The organism is Streptomyces sp. NPDC006314, from assembly GCF_040613075.1.
Taxonomy (GTDB): Bacteria; Actinomycetota; Actinomycetes; order Streptomycetales; family Streptomycetaceae; genus Streptomyces.
This window is the reverse complement of sequence record NZ_JBEXRL010000006.1, coordinates 414,642-432,976: the sequence shown is the minus strand read 5'-3', so window position 1 is coordinate 432,976 and position 18,335 is coordinate 414,642. Positions and strand designations below refer to the sequence as shown.

Genomic DNA, 18,335 nt, shown 5'->3' with positions numbered 1-18,335 from the left:
CGAAGGGGAAGCCATGACAGCGACGACCGACGGAAGCACCGGGGCGACCTTGCCGACCCGCGCTGCCGCGGCCAGCGACACCACCCTCATCACCCCCGTGGCGGCCGGGGTACAAGAAGCCGCCGCACGCGCCGCGAGGCGCGCCACCGACTTCCTGCTCGCCCGGCAGGATGCCGAGGGCTGGTGGAAGGGCGACCTGGAGACGAACGTCACCATGGACGCCGAGGACCTGCTGCTCCGTCAGTTCCTGGGTATCGGCGACGCGGCGACGACCGAGGCCGCCGCCAAGTTCATCCGGGGTGAGCAGCGCGAGGACGGCACCTGGGCCACCTTCTACGGCGGCCCCGGTGAACTGTCCACCACCATCGAGGCGTACGTCGCCCTGCGCCTGGCCGGTGACGCTCCCGACGCCCCGCACATGGCGCGGGCATCGGCCTGGATCCGGGAGCGCGGAGGCATCGCCGCCGCCCGCGTCTTCACCCGGATCTGGCTCGCCCTGTTCGGCTGGTGGAAGTGGGAGGACCTGCCCGAACTCCCCCCGGAGCTGATCTACTTCCCCAGCTGGATGCCGCTCAACATCTACGACTTCGGGTGCTGGGCCCGGCAGACGATCGTGCCGCTCACCATCGTCTCGGCCAAGCGCCCGGTCCGTCCGGCGCCCTTCCCGCTGGACGAGCTGCACACCGACCCGGCCCAGCCCAACCCCCCCAAGCCGCTTGCGCCGGTGGCCAGTTGGGACGGCGTCTTCCAGCGTCTGGACAAGGCGTTGCACCGGCTGCGCAAGGTCGCGCCGCGCAGACTCCGCAAGGCCGCGATGAACTCCGCCGCCCGCTGGATCATCGAGCGGCAGGAGAACGACGGCTGCTGGGGTGGCATCCAGCCCCCGGCCGTGTACTCGGTCATCGCCCTGTACCTGCTCGGCTACGACCTCCAGCACCCGGTGATGCGCGAGGGCCTCGCCTCGCTGGACCGTTTCGCCGTCTGGCGCGAGGACGGCGCCCGCATGATCGAGGCCTGCCAGTCCCCGGTCTGGGACACCTGCCTCGCCACCATCGCGCTGGTCGACGCGGGCCTGCCCGCCGACCACCCGCAACTGGTCAAGGCGGCCGACTGGATGCTCGGCGAGGAGATCGTGCGCCCGGGTGACTGGGCCGTCAAGCGACCCCAGCTGCCACCGGGTGGCTGGGCGTTCGAGTTCCACAACGACAACTACCCGGATATCGACGACACCGCCGAGGTCGCCCTCGCGCTGCGCCGGGTCAGGCACCACGACCCCGAGCGCGTGGACCGGGCGATCGGGCGGGCCGTGCGCTGGAATCTGGGGATGCAGTCGAAGAACGGCGCGTGGGGCGCCTTCGATGTGGACAACACCAGTCCGTTCCCGAACCGGCTGCCGTTCTGTGACTTCGGCGAGGTCATCGACCCCCCGTCCGCGGATGTCACCGCGCATGTGGTGGAGATGCTCGCCGCCGAGGGCCTCGCCCACGACCCGCGCACCCGGCGGGGCATCGGCTGGCTGCTCGCCGAACAGGAGCCGGACGGCTCGTGGTTCGGCCGCTGGGGTGTCAACTACATCTACGGCACGGGCTCGGTGGTGCCCGCGCTGACCGCGGCGGGCCTGCCCGCCTCCCACCCGGCGATCCGGCGGGCGGTGACCTGGCTGGAGAGCGTTCAGAACGACGACGGCGGCTGGGGCGAGGACCTGCGCTCCTACAAGTACGTCAAGGAGTGGAGCGGCCGCGGCGCCTCCACCGCCTCGCAGACGGCGTGGGCACTCATGGCGCTGCTCGCGGCGGGGGAGAAGGACTCCCGGGCCGTCGAGCGCGGCATCCGCTGGCTGGCCGACACCCAGCGGGAGGACGGCACCTGGGACGAGCCGTACTTCACCGGCACCGGCTTCCCCTGGGACTTCTCCATCAACTACCACCTCTACCGGCAGGTGTTCCCGCTCACCGCGCTCGGCCGGTACCTGCACGGCGACCCCTTCGAGCGCAACCTCCTGGCCCCGGCCGAGAAGGCCGCTCCGCAGGCCAAGGGGAGTAGCTGACTTGAGCACCCAGCCCGCTCCGGCCCCGCTGCTGATCGCCTGCGCGCTCGGCATCGAGCACCTCGCCCTGCGCACCGGCGACCGCGGCGGTGCCGGCGGGCCGTACACCGTCGTCCGCACGGGCATGGGTCCCCGGGCGGCGGAACGCTCCATCACCGGCCGTCTGGCGGCCCCGGCCCTCGCCGGGGCCGCCGTACTGGCCACCGGCTTCTGTGCCGGACTCGCCCCCGGCATGCACCCCGGCGACCTGATCGTCGCCGAGGAGACCCGGGACCCGCACGGGACCGTCCCGTGTGTGGGCACCGACCTGCTGGTCGAGGAACTCGTGCGCATCCTGCCCGGACGCACGGTCCACACCGGGCCGCTCACCGGCTCCGACCACGTGGTCCGGGGCCCGGAGCGGTCCGATCTGCTCGCGACCGGCGCGATCGCGGCCGACATGGAGTCCGCGGCCACGCTGCTCGCCGCCGGCCGTGCGGGCGACCGTCCGGTTGCGGCCGTACGGGTGGTCGTGGACGCTCCCGAACATGAACTCGTCCGGATTGGCACGGTGCGCGGTGGAATATCAGCTTTCCGTGTTCTTCGTTCCGTTCTTCCCGCTTTCTTTGAATGGCACCGTTCTTTGCTGCTCCCCCGGAGGTGAGCCAGATGGCCATGCCGTTGCGTCAGTCCATCAAGGTCGCTACATACCTGGCTGAACAGAAGATCCGCAGACGGGACAAGTTCCCGCTCATCGTGGAACTGGAACCGCTGTTCGCCTGCAATCTCAAGTGCGAGGGCTGCGGCAAGATCCAGCACCCGGCCGGTGTGCTCAAGCAGCGCATGCCGGTCGCCCAGGCCGTGGGCGCGGTGCTGGAGTCCGGTGCGCCGATGGTCTCCATCGCCGGCGGCGAGCCCCTGATGCATCCTCAGATCGACGAGATCGTGCGGCAGTTGGTGGCGAGGAGGAAATTCGTCTTCCTGTGCACCAACGCGCTGCTGCTGCGCAAGAAGATCGAGAAGTTCAAGCCCTCGCCCTACTTCGCCTTCGCGGTGCACATCGACGGGCTGCGTGAGCGGCACGACGAGTCCGTTGCGAAGGAGGGCGTGTTCGACGAGGCGGTGGAGGCCATCAAGGAGGCCAAGCGGCGCGGCTTCCGGGTGACCACCAACTCCACCTTCTTCAACACCGACACCCCGCAGACCATCATCGAGGTGCTCAACTTCCTCAATGACGACCTCAAGGTCGACGAGATGATGATCTCGCCCGCCTACGCCTATGAGAAGGCGCCCGACCAAGAGCACTTCCTCGGTGTCGAGCAGACCCGGGAGCTGTTCAAGAAGGCCTTCGCGGGTGGCAACCGCAGGAAGTGGCGGCTCAACCACTCCCCGCTCTTCCTGGACTTCCTGGAGGGCAAGGTCGACTTCCCGTGCACCGCGTGGGCGATCCCGAACTACTCGCTCTTCGGCTGGCAGCGCCCCTGCTACCTGATGAGCGACGGATACGTGCCGACGTACCGCGAACTCATCGAGAAGACCGACTGGGACAAGTACGGCCGCGGCAAGGACCCCCGCTGCGCCAACTGCATGGCGCACTGCGGCTACGAGCCCACCGCCGTCCTCGCCACGATGGGCTCCCTCAAGGAGTCGCTGCGGGCCATGCGCGAGGCCGCCGCCGGAAACCGGGAGTGACGCGGTGACCGCGGTGACCGCGGTGCCCTTGGGCGTGCCCGAGGTACCGGCCGGTCCGGTCGCGCCGCGTCGCCGGTCGCGGCAGATCCAGGCCGGCCCGGTGGCCGTCGGCGGCGGCTCGCCGGTGTCGGTGCAGTCGATGACGACCACCCGTACGTCCGACATCGGTGCCACCCTGCAGCAGATCGCGGAACTCACCGCGACCGGCTGCCAGATCGTCCGCGTCGCCTGCCCCACGCAGGACGACGCGGACGCTCTGTCCACCATCGTCCGCAAGTCGCGGCTCCCGGTGATCGCGGACATCCACTTCCAGCCGAAGTACGTCTTCGCGGCCATCGAGGCCGGCTGCGCCGCGGTCCGCGTCAACCCGGGCAACATCAGAAGTTCGACGACCAGGTCAAGGAGATCGCGCGCCGCGAAGGACCACGGCACGCCCGTCCGTATCGGCGTCAACGCGGGTTCGCTGGACCGGCGGCTGCTGCGGAAGCACGGCAAGGCGACCCCGGAGGCGCTGGTCGAGAGCGCGTTGTGGGAGGCGTCGCTCTTCGAGGAGCACGGCTTCCGGGACATCAAGATCTCGGTCAAGCACAACGACCCGGTCGTCATGATCGAGGCGTACCGGCAACTCGCCGAACAGTGCGACCACCCGCTGCACCTGGGGGTCACGGAGGCCGGCCCGGCCTTCCAGGGCACGATCAAGTCGGCCGTCGCCTTCGGTGCGTTGCTGGCCCGGGGTATCGGCGACACCATCCGCGTCTCCCTGTCGGCCCCGCCGGCCGAGGAGGTCAAGGTCGGCATCCGGATCCTTCAGTCGCTCGGCCTCAGGCAACGGCGCCCGGAGATCGTCTCCTGCCCGTCCTGCGGTCGCGCCCAGGTGGACGTGTACAAGCTCGCCGAGGAGGTCACCGCGGGCCTGGACGGCATGGAGGTGCCGCTGCGGGTCGCGGTGATGGGGTGTGTGGTCAATGGTCCGGGCGAGGCCCGCGAGGCCGATCTCGGGGTTGCCTCGGGCAACGGCAAGGGCCAGATCTTCGTGAAGGGGGAGGTCGTCAAGACCGTCCCCGAGTCGCAGATCGTGGAGACCCTCATCGAGGAGGCCAGGAAGCTCGCCGAGCCGACGAGCCCGGAACGATGAGTTGAGGCAAGGCACGGACCGAGAGGGGGCCCGAGCGTGACCATTCTGGAGACGATCCGGGGACCACGCGACCTGAAGGCGCTGTCCGAGGCGGAACTAGGCGAACTATCCGACGAGATACGTGAGTTCCTGGTGCACGCGGTGTCGAGAACCGGCGGTCATCTCGGGCCCAATCTGGGGGTGGTGGAACTCTCCATCGCGCTCCACCGGGTCTTCGAGTCACCGGTCGACCGCATCCTGTGGGACACCGGACACCAGAGCTATGTCCACAAGTTGCTGACGGGACGTCAGGACTTCTCCAAACTGCGCGGCAAGGGCGGCCTGTCCGGCTACCCCTCGCGCGAGGAGTCCGAGCACGACGTCATCGAGAACAGCCACGCCTCCACCGCGCTGGGCTGGGCCGACGGCCTCGCCAAGGCCAACCAGGTGCAGGGGGAGAAGAGGCACGTCGTCGCCGTCATCGGTGACGGAGCGCTGACCGGCGGTATGGCCTGGGAGGCGCTGAACAACATCGCGGCCGCCAAGGACCGGCCGCTGATCATCGTCGTCAACGACAACGAGCGGTCGTACGCGCCGACCATCGGCGGCCTCGCCGACCACCTGGCCACCCTGCGCACGACGGACGGCTACGAGAAGGCCCTCGCCTGGGGCAAGGACGTGCTGCTGCGGACCCCGGTCGTCGGCAACACGATCTACGAGTCCCTGCACGGCGCGAAGAAGGGCTTCAAGGACGCCTTCGCCCCGCAGGGCATGTTCGAGGACCTGGGCCTGAAGTACGTCGGCCCGATCGACGGCCACGACATCGGCGCCGTCGAGTCCGCGCTGCGCCGGGCGAAACGCTTCCACGGCCCGGTCCTGGTCCACTGCCTCACGGAGAAGGGCCGCGGCTACGAGCCCGCCCTCGCCCATGAGGAGGACCACTTCCACACCGTCGGCGTGATGGACCCGCTCACCTGCGCACCGCTCGTGCCCTCCGGCGGGCCCTCCTGGACCTCGGTGTTCGGCGACGAGATCGTGCGGATCGCGCAGGAGCGGGAGGACGTCGTCGCCATCACGGCGGCCATGCTGCACCCGGTGGGTCTCGGGGAGTTCGCCGAGCGCTTCCCCGACCGGGTGTGGGACGTGGGCATCGCCGAGCAGCACGCGGCCGTCTCCGCGGCCGGGCTCGCGACCGGCGGCCTGCACCCGGTCGTCGCCGTCTACGCCACCTTCCTCAACCGTGCCTTCGACCAGCTGCTGATGGACGTGGCCCTGCACCGCTGCGGGGTGACCTTCGTCCTGGACCGGGCCGGCGTCACCGGCGTGGACGGCGCGTCCCACAACGGCATGTGGGACATGTCGGTCCTCCAGGTCGTACCGGGCCTGAGGATCGCCGCTCCGCGCGACGCCGACCAGCTCCGGGCGCAGCTGCGCGAGGCGGTCGCCGTGGACGACGCGCCGACTGTGGTCCGCTTCCCGAAGGAGTCCGTCGGCCCGGAGATCCCGGCGATCGACCACGTGGGCGGCATGGACGTCCTGCACCGGGCCGGGCTCCCCGAGGTGCTGCTGGTGGCCGTCGGTGTGATGACACCGGTGTGCCTGCAGGCCGCCGAGCTGCTTCAGGCTCGCGGTATCGACTGCACGGTGGTGGACCCGCGTTGGGTCAAGCCCGTCGACCCCGCACTGCCCGGCCTGGCGGCCGAACACCGCCTGGTGGCCGTGGTGGAGGACAACAGCCGTGCGGCGGGCGTCGGTTCGGCCGTCGCCCTGGCCCTCGGTGATGCCGACGTGGACGTGCCGGTGCGGCGGTTCGGCATTCCGGAGCAGTTCCTCGCGCACGCCAAACGCGGCGAGGTGCTGGCCGACATCGGCCTCACGCCCGTCGAGATCGCCGGGCGGATCAGCGCGAGCCTGGCCGTCAGGGACGTCGACGGCACAGCCAAGGAGAGTGAATGACCACGGAGTTCGACCTCGGTGCCCTGCTCGCCGAGCGCGGAGCCGAGCGCTACGAGCTGCACGCGAAGTACCTCAACCCGCAGCTGCCGCGCATGCTGCACACCATCGGCTTCGACAAGGTCTACGAGCGCGGCGAAGGCGCCCACTTCTACGACGCGGACGGCAACGACTACCTGGACATGCTCGCCGGGTTCGGGGTGATGGGCCTGGGCCGCCACCACCCGGTCGTCCGCAAGGCGCTGCACGACGTCCTCGACCTGAACCTCGCCGACCTCACCCGGTTCGACTGCCAGCCGCTGCCGGGCCTGCTCGCGGAGCGGCTCCTCGCGCACAGCCCGCACCTGGACCGGGTGTTCTTCGGCAACAGCGGTACCGAGGCGGTGGAGACGGCCCTGAAGTTCGCCCGGTACGCCACCGGCAAGCCGCGGGTCCTCTACTGCGACCACGCCTTCCACGGCCTGACCACGGGCTCGCTCTCGGTCAACGGCGAGCACGGCTTCCGCGACGGCTTCGCCCCGCTGCTCCCCGACACCGCCGTCCCCCTCGGCGATCTCGACGCCCTGGCACGGGAGTTGAAGAGGGGCGACGTCGCCGCCCTCATCGTCGAGCCCATCCAGGGCAAGGGCGTACACGAGGCCCCGCCCGGCTATCTGCGCGCCGCCCAGGACCTGCTGCACAAGCACAAGGCGCTGCTCATCGCCGACGAGGTGCAGACCGGTCTCGGCCGCACCGGCGACTTCTACGCCTACCAGCACGAGGACGGGGTCGAACCGGACCTGGTGTGCGTGGCCAAGGCGCTCTCCGGCGGCTATGTACCGGTCGGTGCCACCCTCGGCAAGGAGTGGATCTTCAAGAAGGTGTACTCGTCCATGGACCGCGTCCTGGTCCACTCGGCGAGCTTCGGGTCCAACTCCCCGGCGATGGCGTGCGGCCTCGCCGTGCTGTCGGTCATGGAGAACGAGCAGATCGTCGCCGGGGTGCGCACGACCGGTGAGCTGCTGAAGTCCCGTCTGACCGCGCTGATCGACAAGTACGAGCTGCTCGCCGATGTGCGCGGCCGGGGCCTGATGATCGGCATCGAGTTCGGCAAGCCGTCCTCGCTGAAGCTGCGCAGCCGCTGGACCATGCTCCAGGCCGCACGCAAGGGCCTGTTCGCGCAGATGGTCGTCGTACCGCTGCTGCAACGGCACCGGATCCTCACCCAGGTCTCCGGCGACCACCTGGAGGTGATCAAGCTCATTCCGCCGCTGGTCGTCGACGAGGCCGACGTGGACCGGTTCGTGGAGGCCTTCACCGCCGTGATGGACGACGCGCACAGCGGTGGCGGCCTGATGTGGGATTTCGGCAAGACCCTGATCAAGCAGGCGGTGGCCCATCGCTGACCGGGGGCCGGGCCCTCTTGCCGCGCCCCGCAACCGGGACGGGCTCGGTGCGGGGCGTGGGGCGTTCAGAGGAGCAACGGCAGGACGAGAACGAAGGGATAGGCCAGTCCGAGCGCGCCCAGGACGGTTCCCGTGGTGGCGATCCACAGCCGGCCGATGCCATGGAGGGCGTAGTGGACGCCCGTGAGGCCGAGGACGACGGCGAGCCCGCCGGCGATGAGCATCACGGGGAGCAGGCCGAACGTGAGGGTCGGCCACAGGCCCGGTGCGGCCACGAGCCCCAGGACGAGTGCGGTGGGGCCGAGGGCGGTCGCCGGTGTGTCGGCTGGGTCCGGCGTGGTGCGTGCAGGCATGCGATCCCCCTGTTTTGAACGTGTTCAGTTCTTAGCCTGATCGTAGCAAAACGCTGGGGCGCGGGGCCTTTTTTGCCTCTGAGGTAAGAAAATTGCCGATCAGGCAATATCGGGGCTGAATGGAGGCATGAACGCCTCAGACGCCGCGGCACCGGGGGCGGGCCAGGGCGACGCCCTGCCGGCCGTCGCGCCGCAGCTGCGCGCACTGCGCCGCCGGGCAGGCCTCACCCTGGAGGCCGCGGCCCGCACCGCCGGGCTCTCGCCGGCCCACCTCTCCCGCCTGGAGACCGGACACCGCCAACCCTCGCTGCCGATGCTCCTCGCGCTCGCCCGTGTCTACGGTACGACCGTCTCCGAGCTCCTCGGCGAGACGGTAGCCGACCGGGACGCGATCGTGCGGGCCGCCGACATGGAGCCGACCCGGGCGGGCGGCTGGACATACGTCCAGGCCGGGGCGCCCGGCCGCGGCATGCAGGCCCTGCGCGTGCGCGTGCCGTACGGCTCCCAGGGCGACATCGTGCGCGTCCACCCGGGCGAGGAATGGCTGTACGTCCTCAAGGGGCGCCTGCGGCTGCGTCTCGGCGACACCGCGCACCTCCTCGCGCCCGGCGACAGCGCGCACTTCGACTCCCTCACCCCGCACCGCCTCGCCGCCGAGGATCACGACGGCGTGGAGCTGCTGTTCGTCCACACCCTGCTGCAGAGCCCCACGGCCACCCTGTGCCTGGGGCCGCTGACCGGAGAGCTGCCATGAGCGATTTCGAGGAGAAGTTCCCCCGATCCCTGTGGATCCGGCTGCTCATCTACATCGCGCTCGGCCATGTCCTGGCCGCGTTCCTCTACCTGTTGTTCGCGGTGGGCGCCAAGGGCTGACCCGGCGAGGCGGCGCGGAATCACGGGCCCGCGTAGCGCTGGGCGGAACTCGCTCCACGGACCGGTGACCCTACGGTGCCCGGCGGGCTCCTGCCCTCCTGTCGGTGGCAGCCCCGCTCGTTCTGCTCACGACGGTTACCGGTACCAGTCGTCCCCGCGGGCCGGCCGAGGTAGTCTCGAAGATCGCGCTCGACCCACCGCCGGCCGTCGTCCTCGTGCTTGCGATCTCCTTCCACATGCGGGCAGCGTAGGCCGACCCCACGGACGGCCTTTGCCCCCCGGCCCTGTGGACCTACGCGCCCGCGCATCCGGGCAATCCGCGCATCCGGGCAATCCGCGGACTCGCGTCCGGTCAGTCCAGCAGGCGCTCGCGCAGCCGCTCGCGGGTCTCGGTGGCGAGGCCGAGGCCCTGTTCCAGGTAGGCGTCGGCTCCGCCCCAGGTCTCCTCGATGCTGTGGAAGGCCGCCTCGAGGTATTCGGCCCGGGCGTCGAAGAGCGGGCTGAGCAGCTCCATCACCTCGGGGATGTACGCGGTGTCCGCGCTGCCGTTGCGCCGGATCCGGTAGCGGCGGTGCTTGGCGTTGGACTCCAGGTAGTCGGCGACGATGGCGTCGCGCTCCACCCCCAGGGCGAGCAGCGTGACGGCTATGGAGATGCCCGCGCGGTCCTTGCCGGCCGCGCAGTGCATCAGCGCGGGCACGCTGTCCTCGGCGAGCGCGTGCAGCACCCGGGAGTGCTCGGCGGTGCGCTCCTTGACGATCGTCCGGTACGAGGCGATCATCCGGGCCGCCCCCTTGCCGTCGTCCAGGATCGCGCGCAACTGCTCGAGGTCGCCGTCGCGGACCATCTTCCAGAACTCGGCGCCGTCCGCCGGGTCGCTCAGCGGCAGGTTCACATTGCGCACGCCGGCCAGCTCGACGTCGGGTCCCTCCAGCCTCTGGTCGGCCGCGTTACGGAAGTCGAAGATCGTGTGCAGGCCCAGGGAGGAGAGGAAGGCCGCGTCCTCCTCGGTCGCGTGCGCGAGGTGCCCGCTGCGGTACAGCACACCGTGCCGCACCCGCCGTCCGTCCACGGTCGGCAGTCCGCCTACGTCACGGAAATTGCGCACTCCGGCCAGCTCCGGCTCGGTCGACGGGACCTGCTGCGTCACGGGGGCTCCTCCCGGTCGGCCCCGCCGGCGCGGCTCGTCGACGGGCGCTCCGTCGACCATACGACATTGCTTTCCTCGGGCAATGAGTTGTCCACAGGCATTGTCACCTGGGGCCGCACAGCTGATGATGTTCGCAATTGAGCGGATCTGTTGACAGCTGTGAGGTCTCGATGGTGGACATCGCCGAAGACGGTCGTACCTGGCTCCTGTCGGGGCCCACCAGCAGTTATGCCCTGCATCTCACCGAGGCGGACGAGCTGCTCCACCTCCACTGGGGCCCGCGGATCGCGCTCGCGGACGCCGAGGCGCTGGCGGTGAGCCCCCTGCCCGGCTACTGGCCCTTCGAATCCCCGCTCGACGGCCGCGAGGAGTACCCCGTCGAGGGCGGCCCCCGCTTCGTCCGCCCCGCCCTGTCCGTGCGAACGGTCGAGCGCCGCGGCACGGAGTGGGCTTTCCAGGCGTACGAGGCGGAGGGCGACGAGCTGCGGCTGCGCTTCGAGGACGACGGGCTGGCGATCACCCTCCACTACCGGACGCGCGGGGACGTCGTGGAGCGCTGGGTGACCCTCGGCAACGGCGGTCACGCGCTCGTGGAGCTGCTGCGGGCCGACGCCGCCACCTGGACCCTGCCCGACCGCGAGGGCTGGCGGCTGTCCCAGCTGCACGGCCGATGGGCCGCCGAGTCCCGGCTCACCACCGCCCCCCTCACCTACGGTGAGAAGGTCATCGGCAGCCGCCGCGGCCACACCGGCCACCAGCACCTGCCCTGGGTCGCGCTCGACACCGACGCCACCGAGGAGCGCGGCGAGGTCTACGGCTGCGCGCTCGGCTGGTCCGGCTCCTGGCGCATCGCCGTCGCCCAACTCCCGGACGCCCGGGTACAGATCACCGGCGGCGCCGGCTACGACGACTCCGGCCTGCTGCTCCTGCAGCCGGGGGAGTCGTACACCACCCCCGTCTTCGCGGGGTTGTGGAGCGACGGCGGCTTCGGGGGCGCGAGCCGTGTCTGGCACGCCTATCAGCGCGCGTACGTCATCCCGGACGCGGAGCAGGACCGGCCCGTCCTCTTCAACTCCTGGGAGGCGACGAACTTCCACATCTCCGAGGAGCAGCAGGCCGCCCTCGCCCGCCGTGCCGCCGAGATCGGCGTCGAGCTGTTCGTGGTGGACGACGGCTGGTTCGGCGCCCGTACCAGTGACCGCGCCGGGCTCGGCGACTGGACTCCGAACCCCGACCGCTTCCCGCACGGCCTCAAGCCTCTCGCCGACCGGGTGCACGGCCTCGGCATGCGGTTCGGCATCTGGGTCGAACCCGAGATGGTCAACCCGGACAGCGACCTGTACCGCGCCCACCCCGACTGGGTCCAGTACCAATCGGGACGTAAGCGGACGGAACTGCGCAACCAGCTCGTCCTCAACCTCGCCCGCGAGGACGTCCGGGAATACCTGTGGGGGCAGCTGGACGCACTGCTCAGCAACGCCCCGATCGACTACGTGAAGTGGGACTTCAACCGCTGCTTCACCGACGCCGGCTGGCCCGGTGAGCCGTACCCGCAGCGCCTGTGGGCCGACCACGTCCGGGCCTTGTACACGCTGCTGGACCGGTTGCGCGCGGCGCACCCCGGGGTCGCCTTCGAGTCCTGTTCGGGGGGCGGCGGCCGGATCGACCTCGGGATGATGAGCCGCACCGACCAGGTGTGGACGTCCGACAACACCGACCCGCTGGACCGGCTCGCCATCCAGCACGGCTTCACCCAGATCCACCCCGCCCGGGTGATGGCCGCCTGGGTCACCGACAGCCCGAACACACAGCTCAACGGCCGGGTCAGCTCGCTGCGGTTCCGCTTCGTCAGCGCCATGGCCGGCGTTCTCGGTGTCGGCGGTGACCTCACGGAGTGGAGCGAGGAGGAACTGGCCGAGGCCCGGCGGTGGGTGGAGCTGTACAAGGAGATCCGCCCGGTCGTCCAGCGCGGCGAGCTGTACCGGCTGCGCCCCCCGGCGGGCGGCCTGAGCGCCGTCCAGTACGTCCTCGCGGACGAGGCGGTGGTCCTCGCCTGGCTGCAGGCGCAGAGCTACGGCGAACCGGTGCCGGCGGTGCGGTTGCGTGGACTCGACCCGACAGCATCGTATGAATGCCGCGAAACGGGCGAAGTGTTTCGAGGAGCCGTCTTGCTGCACCATGGGCTGCGCACCGGCCTGAAGGGAGACCTGGATGCGACGGTTCTCCGACTGTGCCGCATCTGAGCCTTCTGCCCGAATTGGCGGCTTCGTTACAACTCGCCGCCTTGTAAGGGCCGGTGGTGGGTGACGCGTGAGGAGGGTCATATCGGTGACCGAGCGTCGCACGTCATGTCCACGTAATTCTCAAGAAGTGAAGGGAAAATGAAGGGCGCAGAGGGCGGGAATTCACGCAGGGTGACCGGGCCGGTCCGCCTTCGGTCTCCGGAAACGCGAACGGCGGGGACCGGCTGCTTGTTTCCGTAGGTCTCGCTCGCCTACGTTCGCCACCAATCCGGACGGAACGCCGAATCCTGCCGCCGCCCGGAGTCCCCACACACTTGACCCGCGTTCGGCAGGAGCGGGGGACCCACCAGGTACGACTGCCTGTCCGGTCTCCGCGACAGGCTAGGGGTGAAGTCGCGATCCAACGCGGCCGGGCAGCTCCAGCCCGAACCCGACAGCTGACCTCGCAGGCGTCGGAGAGGAATGCGCCATGCCCGCTAAGGGTAAGCACCGACGTCCCAAGACCCCGCGTTTTTCCCGCTCCCGCTCCCTCGCCGTCGCCGGAACCGGCGGCGCCGCGCTGGCCCTCCCGCTCATCGGGGCCACCGGAGCGCACGCCGCCACCCCCGCGCAGTCAGTTTCCGGAAAGACCGTGCAGTCCCTTCCCGCCACGGTGAAGAAGGCGGCCGCGCAACCGGATTCCGCTGTGCGCACCTACACGGTGAAGTCCGGCGACTGCCTCTCGGCGATCGCCGACCAGCAGCACGTCAGCGGCGGCTGGCACCAGCTCTACGACGACAACCGGCAGGCCATCGGTGCCGACCCGGCGCTGATCCGCCCGGGCCTGGAACTCACGCTCGGCAAGAAGGCCGCGCAGACCCGCGCCGAGTCCGCCCCGCAGCAGGCGCCGGCGGCCTCGAAGCCCTCCCCGGCGCAGGCGGCCCCGGCGGCCAAGTCCTCCGGTTCCACGGCCACCGCCACCGGCTTCACCCTCCCGGTGACCGGCGCAACCATCGGCACCGGCTACCACGTGGCCGGCAGCATGTGGTCCAGCGGCCACCACACCGGGGTCGACTTCGTCGTCCCGACCGGTACCTCCCTCAAGGCCGTCGCCGCGGGCACGGTCGTCTCCGCCGGCTGGGGCGGCGCCTACGGCAACCAGGTCGTCATCAAGCTCAACGACGGCTACTACGCCCAGTACGCCCACCTCTCGCAGCTCTCCGTCTCGGCCGGCCAGACCGTGACCGCGGGCCAGCAGATCGGCCTGTCCGGCGCCACCGGCAACGTGACCGGCCCGCACCTGCACTTCGAGATCCGCACCACGCCGGACTACGGCTCCGACATCGACCCGCTCGGTTACCTCCGCCAGCACGGCGTGGCCGTCGGCTGAGGACCGCCCCGCCCGGCATTCCCCGCCTGACACGCCTCCGAAGGCCGGACCCACGATCCCCGGGTCCGGCCTTCGGTGTGTCCGGGCATGGTCCGGCTCCCTGCGGCCATGTGGCGGTCCCGCCCGGAGTGTCGACAGGGGAGGCGATCCGCGCGGAGCCCCTGCTCGTCCCGAACCGGCCGGTGGGTACTTCGCTTTCCGGATCGTGCGGATCCACTTCAGTGCCACCGGCTTCCGGGTGTGGCGATCACATACCCAACACGTCCGAGGGCAGCCGAATTCCTGAATTGGCAAACTATTTAAGGGTGTCTCATCTCACCGGTAGTCAACCCCGGCCTACGGTCGCGTAAGCCACATCCGAAGGTGAATCATGGTCCGACGTGGCAGACGATTCGAAGAATGACAACAGATCAGTGATCGGGTCGTACGTGGCGGTGGGGGACAGCTTCACCGAGGGCGTCGGCGACCTCGGCCCCGACGGGGCATTCGTGGGCTGGGCCGACCGGTTCGCCGTACTCCTCGCCGACCGGCGTCCCGAGGGCGACTTCCGATACAGCAACCTCGCCGTGCGCGGGAAGCTGCTGGACCAGATCGTGGCCGACCAGCTCCCCAAGGCCGTGAGACTGGCCCCGGATCTGGTCTCCTTCTGTGCCGGCGGCAACGACATCATCCGACCCGGCACCGACCCGGACGAGGTGGCCGAGCGGTTCGAGCGCGCCGTGGCCCGGCTCGCCGAGGTCGCGGGCACGGTGATGGTGACGACCGGCTTCGACACCCGAGGCGTTCCCGTGCTCAAGCACCTGCGCGGCAAGATCGCCACCTACAACGGGCACGTCCGCGCGATCGCCGACCGGTACGGCTGTCCCGTGCTCGACCTGTGGTCCCTCAAGTCGGTTCAGGACCGCCGGGCGTGGGACAACGACCGGCTCCACCTCTCACCCGAGGGGCACACCCGCGTGGCGCTGCGCGCCGGGCAGGTCCTCGGCCTCGACGTCCCGGCCGACCCGGAGCAGCCGTGGCCGCCGCTGCCGCCCCGGGGCACCCTGGAGGTCCGCCGCGACGACGTCCAGTGGGCCCGCGAGTACCTCGTCCCGTGGATCGGCCGACGGCTGCGCGGCGAGTCCTCCGGTGACCATGTGACGGCCAAGGGAACCCTGTCGCCGGACGACATCAAGCTGCGGATCACCTCCGTGGCCTGACGCCGCCGGCCCTGCCCCGGACCACGCATGCCGTGATCCGGGGCAGGGCCGTATCCGGGCGTCGTTCCAGACCGCGGCTGTGTCCGACCGGCGATCCAGGTGACGGCCGAGCCGGTCGGCGAGCCGGGCCGGGGCGGAGTCGGCCGACCGGCCGGTCAACCGGTACAAACGACGATCGCGTCCGACCCGTGTGGAGCGCTCACCGCTCCCGCTCGGTCAACGCCTGCCGGTCCAGCCCCAGTTCCCGGGCGAGCGCCTCGTCGACCCACACCTGCGCCCGGGACCGCGGCACCCCGCCCGGGTACGACGTCAGCTGCACCGCGAGCCCGTCGAGCAACGCGGTCAGCCGCAGCGCGGCACCGGCCGGGTCGGCGCACGTGAACTCGCCCGCCGCCACGCCCTCGGCGATGACCTCGGCGATCGCCGCCTTCCACTGCTTGTCCAGGTCCCGGGTGACCTCCCGAAGGGCGGGCTCGCGCAGGGCCACCGCCCAGCCCTCGATCCACAGCCGCCAGCCCTTGGCCTGACCGGTCGGCGCGTACCAGCGCACCGCCGCCCGCAGCCGGCGCAGCGCGGACGTCCTGCGCCCCAGCAGCTTGCGCAGACGCGTGAGATCGTCCTTGGCCGCGTAGGTGAACGCGGCGGCGACCAGCTTCTCCTTGGTCGAGAAGTGGTACAGCACCAGCGCGTTGCTCACCCCGAGCGCCGCGGCCACGTCGGCGATCCTGACCGCCGCCACGCCCCGCGCCTCGATCTGCTCGATGGCGGCCCGCAGCAGCTCCTCCCGCCGCTCGGCCACGCTCAACCGCACTCTCGCCACGCGGTCACCCTAATCCGTTGGGAAGGGCGGCGTCGAAGGGACCCGTTTCCTCGGGCTGTTCGAGTGGGGTCGGCGGCACCTTCGGTCACCCGGGAGACAGGACGCCCGCACGGACCGGGGCCGGTTGGGTGTGCCGGTGCCACGAACGGCTTGCGAGGCGTCGGTCGGGCCCGGGCGTCGGCCGGGACCAACGCCCACCCGGCGACGACGCCAGTACGGAGACTGGCACGCAGCCGCCGACGCAACCTCTTCAACCGCATGATCGGCCGGCTCTGAACCGCCTCGTCGGAGCTGACGTCGAGCCGGGCGGCGGTGCCCTCGCGGATGCCGACCTCGATGGCGCTGTAGGAGGTCCGCGACTGCGGACGTCCTACAGCGGACGAGGTCTTCACGCGAGCCTCGCCGAGCCGGCCCTCGTCGAGCACCGGGGACCAGGCGCCGGTCATGTCGACGCGCGAGCCCGTGGGCAGTCCGGCCGTCACGTCGACCGTGCCGGTGCGCCCGGGGAGACGGCGTTGTCGCCCGTCACCGGTACCACCCGAAGCGTTCCGCGATCACCGGCAGCCGGTCGGTCACCAGGGCGTGGGCGGCCGCGCGCGGGGTCGTACCGTCGGCCTCCGCACGGTCGAGCATCAGGCCGATCAGGGCGCGCATCGAGCGCCGGATGTGCGAGAACGCCTCGTCGGCGTCCGCACCGATGTCACCGAACAGGGTCCACCACCACCACGCGTTGGTGCCGGAGTTGACCACCACGTCCGGCAGTACCGTCACCCCGCGCGCGGCCAGCAGCGCCTCCGCCCCCGGCAGCACGGGCATGTTGGCGGCCTCCACGATCCAGCGGGCGCCGATCCCCTCCTGGGCGGCGGTGTCGATCGCGTACGAAACGGCCGCCGGCACCAGCACCTCGGCCTCAGCGGACAGCCAGGCGTCACCGGGCAGTTCCCGGTCGCCGCAGCGCAGCACGTGCCGGTCGACGCTGCCGTAGGCGTCCCGCGCGGCGAGCAGCGTCTCGATGTCGAGCCCCGCCGGGTTGGCGATCGTGCCCTTGATGTCGGCGACCGCCACCACGGTCAGGCCCGCGCGCGCGAGGAAGCGCGCGGTGGCCCCGCCCATCGTGCCGAGGCCCTGCACGGAGACCCGGGCGCCCGCGTACGGCACCGACGCCCGGTCCAAGGCCGCGAGCACCGACTCGGCGACTCCGCAGCCTCCGGCCAGCTCACCCAGGCCGATGCCGTCCACCTCGACCGCGAAGGCGTCCGCGAGCCGTTTGCGGGCCGCCGCCTCGTCGTCCAGCAAGGGGTACACCGCCTGGATGGAGGAGATGAGGCCCGCCTCGGTCGCGGCGCGGTCCACCAGGTCCTGGGTCAGGCCCAGGTCCTCGCCGGTGGTCCAGGAGCTCTCGATGTACGGCCGCATGGCACGCAGATAGCGCACCAGCAGTCCGTAGGCCTCCGGCGCCCGGGGATCGCAGTCGAGGCCGCCCTTGGCGCCGCCGAGCGGGACGTAGCGGCCCCCGGGGTTGTAGTGCAGGGCCTCCTTCATCGTCATGCCGCGGGCGAGCCCCGCCACCTCCCCCAGCGTGCAACCGGGACGCATCCGCAGCCCTCCGCTGGCCACACCCCGCACCAGCCGGTCCACGACCAGGAAGCCCTGGCGGCCGGTGACATGGTCGGTCCAGACCAGCGACATCAGGGGGGCGGGGGCGGTCATGGGGTCTCCTCGGGGACGGTGATCAGAGCGGCGCCGGGCCGGTCGAGGGCCTCGGTGAGGGTGCGCGCCAGGGTGTCAGGGTCCGTGAGCGGCGTCAGCCACCGCTGCTTCCGCTCCTTCGCGCCGCATTCGAGGACGCGGCCCGCGAGCAAGCCGTTGGAACGGAGCAGGTCGCCGATGCCCAGGTCGTCCACGCTCGGCTCCTCCTGGACGAGGCGCTGGGAGAACGCGCCGGGGAAGCCGCCCCCGCCGCCCTCCTGCCGCTGCGCGCAGCCGGTGATGCCCACCTCGGCGGCCTTGCGCCACGGGCCACAGGGCGTCTCGACGCCGGCCTCCCCGGGACCGTCCAAAGGCGGCCGGGGGCGGTCGGCGGAGGGAGCCGGGATGCGAGTTACTGAATCATGGGTCAGTATGCGGAGCCGCCGATCCGCACCCTGTCAACGTGCTG

General features: G+C 71.0%; 16 protein-coding genes and 1 riboswitch. Of the genes, 11 read left to right on the top strand and 5 right to left on the bottom strand.

From position 1 onward, the window contains the following. Nucleotides 1-13 precede the first annotated feature (13 nt). Genes shc through ABZ079_RS14460 form a run of 6 tightly spaced genes read left to right on the top strand, consistent with a single transcriptional unit; the run spans nt 14 to nt 8,170 of the window. Nucleotides 14-2,047 carry a squalene--hopene cyclase gene (gene shc / locus ABZ079_RS14485; RefSeq protein WP_356939738.1) on the top strand — a complete coding sequence of 678 codons (2,034 nt, stop codon included), beginning with the start codon at nt 14-16 and terminating at the stop codon, nt 2,045-2,047. 1 nt (nt 2,048) lies between these two features. After that, nucleotides 2,049-2,690 (top strand): 1-hydroxy-2-methyl-2-butenyl 4-diphosphate reductase, encoded by a 642-nt coding sequence (locus ABZ079_RS14480; protein WP_356939737.1) that lies wholly within the window; start codon nt 2,049-2,051, stop codon nt 2,688-2,690. A gap of 5 nt (nt 2,691-2,695) precedes the next feature. Then, on the top strand, nt 2,696-3,718 hold the full coding sequence (gene hpnH / locus ABZ079_RS14475; RefSeq protein ID WP_356939736.1) for an adenosyl-hopene transferase HpnH: 1,023 nt from the start codon (nt 2,696-2,698) through the stop codon (nt 3,716-3,718). 13 nt (nt 3,719-3,731) lie between these two features. Next, a complete protein-coding gene (ispG, locus tag ABZ079_RS14470) occupies nt 3,732-4,853 on the top strand; it encodes a flavodoxin-dependent (E)-4-hydroxy-3-methylbut-2-enyl-diphosphate synthase (protein ID WP_356939768.1) in 1,122 nt (373 codons plus the stop codon). A 36-nt stretch (nt 4,854-4,889) separates the two neighbouring features. Then, nucleotides 4,890-6,788, top strand: a complete 1,899-nt coding sequence (dxs, locus tag ABZ079_RS14465; RefSeq protein ID WP_356939735.1) for a 1-deoxy-D-xylulose-5-phosphate synthase — start codon at nt 4,890-4,892, stop codon at nt 6,786-6,788. After that, nucleotides 6,785-8,170, top strand: a complete 1,386-nt coding sequence (locus ABZ079_RS14460; RefSeq protein WP_356939734.1) for an aspartate aminotransferase family protein — start codon at nt 6,785-6,787, stop codon at nt 8,168-8,170. Before dxs ends, ABZ079_RS14460 begins: the two co-directional genes overlap by 4 nt. Before the next feature lie 65 nt (nt 8,171-8,235). On the opposite strand, the gene ABZ079_RS14455 is transcribed toward ABZ079_RS14460, so the two are convergent. Beyond that, complete coding sequence (locus tag ABZ079_RS14455; protein WP_356939733.1) at nt 8,236-8,523, bottom strand: hypothetical protein; 288 nt, start codon at nt 8,521-8,523, stop codon at nt 8,236-8,238. 127 nt (nt 8,524-8,650) lie between these two features. Here ABZ079_RS14455 and ABZ079_RS14450 point away from each other — a divergent pair, with 127 nt between their 5' ends. Together ABZ079_RS14450 and ABZ079_RS14445 are read left to right on the top strand one after the other, a co-directional pair. After that, nucleotides 8,651-9,277: an XRE family transcriptional regulator gene (locus ABZ079_RS14450; protein WP_356939732.1), complete on the top strand. Its 627-nt coding sequence runs from the start codon at nt 8,651-8,653 to the stop codon at nt 9,275-9,277. Next, the gene (locus ABZ079_RS14445; RefSeq protein ID WP_201813663.1) at nt 9,274-9,396 is read left to right on the top strand and encodes a DUF6126 family protein; all 123 of its coding nucleotides are present in this window, start codon (nt 9,274-9,276) and stop codon (nt 9,394-9,396) included. Before ABZ079_RS14450 ends, ABZ079_RS14445 begins: the two co-directional genes overlap by 4 nt. 352 nt (nt 9,397-9,748) lie before the next feature. Here ABZ079_RS14445 and ABZ079_RS14440 read toward each other — a convergent pair whose 3' ends face one another. Then, complete coding sequence (locus ABZ079_RS14440; RefSeq protein WP_356939731.1) at nt 9,749-10,546, bottom strand: tyrosine-protein phosphatase; 798 nt, start codon at nt 10,544-10,546, stop codon at nt 9,749-9,751. Between the two features lie 170 nt (nt 10,547-10,716). Here ABZ079_RS14440 and ABZ079_RS14435 point away from each other — a divergent pair, with 170 nt between their 5' ends. The 3 genes from ABZ079_RS14435 (at nt 10,717) to ABZ079_RS14425 (ending at nt 15,357) form a co-directional block, all read left to right on the top strand. Continuing rightward, nucleotides 10,717-12,789 (top strand): alpha-galactosidase, encoded by a 2,073-nt coding sequence (locus ABZ079_RS14435; protein WP_356939767.1) that lies wholly within the window; start codon nt 10,717-10,719, stop codon nt 12,787-12,789. A gap of 301 nt (nt 12,790-13,090) precedes the next feature. Further along, a riboswitch (cyclic di-AMP (ydaO/yuaA leader) is annotated at nt 13,091-13,254 on the top strand. 4 nt (nt 13,255-13,258) lie between these two features. Beyond that, nucleotides 13,259-14,158, top strand: coding sequence for a LysM peptidoglycan-binding domain-containing M23 family metallopeptidase (locus ABZ079_RS14430; protein WP_356939730.1), 900 nt, complete (start codon nt 13,259-13,261; stop codon nt 14,156-14,158). A 413-nt stretch (nt 14,159-14,571) separates the two neighbouring features. Then, on the top strand, nt 14,572-15,357 hold the full coding sequence (locus ABZ079_RS14425) for an SGNH/GDSL hydrolase family protein (protein WP_356939766.1): 786 nt from the start codon (nt 14,572-14,574) through the stop codon (nt 15,355-15,357). A gap of 199 nt (nt 15,358-15,556) precedes the next feature. On the opposite strand, the gene ABZ079_RS14420 is transcribed toward ABZ079_RS14425, so the two are convergent. The 3 genes from ABZ079_RS14420 to ABZ079_RS14410 form a co-directional block, all read right to left on the bottom strand. Then, nucleotides 15,557-16,177 (bottom strand): TetR/AcrR family transcriptional regulator, encoded by a 621-nt coding sequence (locus ABZ079_RS14420; RefSeq protein WP_356939729.1) that lies wholly within the window; start codon nt 16,175-16,177, stop codon nt 15,557-15,559. 525 nt (nt 16,178-16,702) lie between these two features. Then, entirely contained in the window at nt 16,703-17,887 is a 1,185-nt protein-coding gene (locus ABZ079_RS14415; RefSeq protein ID WP_356939728.1) for a Glu/Leu/Phe/Val dehydrogenase dimerization domain-containing protein, read from the bottom strand. Then, nucleotides 17,884-18,237, bottom strand: coding sequence for an acyl-CoA dehydrogenase family protein (locus ABZ079_RS14410; protein ID WP_356939727.1), 354 nt, complete (start codon nt 18,235-18,237; stop codon nt 17,884-17,886). The genes ABZ079_RS14415 and ABZ079_RS14410 overlap by 4 nt, the downstream gene beginning before the upstream one ends. Nucleotides 18,238-18,335 lie beyond the last annotated feature (98 nt).